This is a genomic window from Mixta mediterraneensis (assembly GCF_030283135.1).
GTDB lineage: Bacteria > Pseudomonadota > Gammaproteobacteria > Enterobacterales > Enterobacteriaceae > Pantoea > Pantoea mediterraneensis.
Window position 1 is genome coordinate 1 of record NZ_JASUAZ010000117.1, and the last position, 1799, is coordinate 1799.

The following is a 1799-nucleotide window of genomic DNA, read 5'->3' on the forward strand; positions in this document are numbered from 1 at the left end:
TTTGAATAAGTTTTATTGCCACCATTTTTCTTTGAACATGATTCACAAAGATATTTATTAGGGCCATCCAAAATTTCGGGCTTAATAAAATTTTTGAAAAGCGTTCCAAGATCACGATTATCAAAGCAATCATCTGAATATGCTAATCGCTTCATTGCTAAATCGAAAAAGTTTGATCGAAATTCAGGTTCAATATGTGATATCAGATAATCATCTTCAAAAGAATTAGCTTTACTACTTTCTTTAGCGTTAGCCGAAATTCCAGAATCAGAACTTGATGCAGATATATTGTTACCGTCTTGTGTAGAATCTGAATCTATTTTGCATTGTGTCGAAATTAAATTTATTTCATCGACGGTAGCTGAATCTTTATTATCAAACACTTTTTCATCTTCATATAAATGTTGAGGGAGTGAAGATCGGTCATCAACAGCATATTCAAATTGATTGTTATCACAACCGATTTCTTTATCATCTTCCCCACAACCAGAGTCTGAACCAGTTTCATTTTTTACTAATCTTCTTATTAAACATTCAGAATCGATTTTTGGTGAATTTTTAAGCTCGCAACTATCCCCAAGATTAAGTATCGAATCATTATTTTCACTAATTGAAGAATTAACGAATAAAGAATCATCAATATTTAGGTTCTGTTTATTAACAGGAGAAGCACAATCAAAATCATCTGAAATACGATCTGGTTTCAATTTGTTTTCAGAATCAGAACAACAAATAGGTTGGCATTTTGATAATGAATCGATATCTTGATTTATCAATATATTTTTGAGAATAGAGTTTGGTTCTTTTGGAGATAAATTTGACTCTGTATTAAATGTGTTATTGGTATTTTCATAATCTTTATATGAAGTTTCGAATGTTTTCATTTCTGTCAATTCGGTCTCTAAATTATCAGAAGAATCCTTTTCAACACTTGGATTTATCAAGTCTTCGGGTATATCCGTTAGACTAATTAGCTGAGGAAAATCTTCATCGTTAGATTGTTCTTCAATTGATTCATTTAATCTTTTTTTGTTCTCCAAACGAGATTCGCGACGAGCAGCTTTCTTTGCAGCACGCCTTTGTTTACGAGTTGCACAATGATTATTATCAACGGATACTGTTGAATCTAAATTTGGTTCAGGCTCAGTAATAAAATTTGTTATTTCAGATTGATTCCATCGTTTTCCTTTTTTATTTCTAGAGTAATTTACATTAGTTGTGTGTTCTCGTCTATTTTCATCAACGGTTTTATTATTTGAGTGCAAATTTAGTGATAAAGATAAATCCATAAATTGTTCAAATGTAAATGAACGATAATTGCACTCGGAACAATGAATAAATGAAAGTAGTTGACCACCAAAAATGGCATCTAGAACCGTATGGTTGGCAGTTATTTTAAATCTTTTTGCTTTTGCTCTATCTTCTTCAGTAGGACATTTTTTATCTTCAATAGAAAGTCCTTTGATCAATGCATCAGCTTGACGCTTTTTCTCTGCTTTTTTTAGTATATCAATAAGAGAAATTAACAGCTCTTGCGAATCTTGTTGAGCAAAACCTTCAAATTGACTTCGTTCTTTACGAATCTCTCCTAATAATATTCTTGGATTTGTATTTCTAATAACATTTATTGTAAATTAATAAATTAATCAACTATTGCAATAATAGATAGATAGTTTACCTTAATCCTTGAAATATTTCCCGTTGAAGATTCATAACAGTAGCTATTATTTTAGATGGTGGTTGAAGCGTTAGATGAAGTTGTTCTGAAACAAAGTAATTTGTTTCAGCCTTTTGTGCCT

1 protein-coding gene is annotated in these 1799 nt (G+C 30.8%); it reads right to left on the reverse strand.

What is annotated here, in order from left to right:
* A partial coding sequence (locus tag QRY16_RS21855) for a ubiquitin carboxyl-terminal hydrolase family protein (RefSeq protein ID WP_309249253.1) occupies positions 1 to 1628 on the reverse strand: 1628 nt, incomplete at its 3' end.
* Positions 1629 to 1799 lie beyond the last annotated feature (171 nt).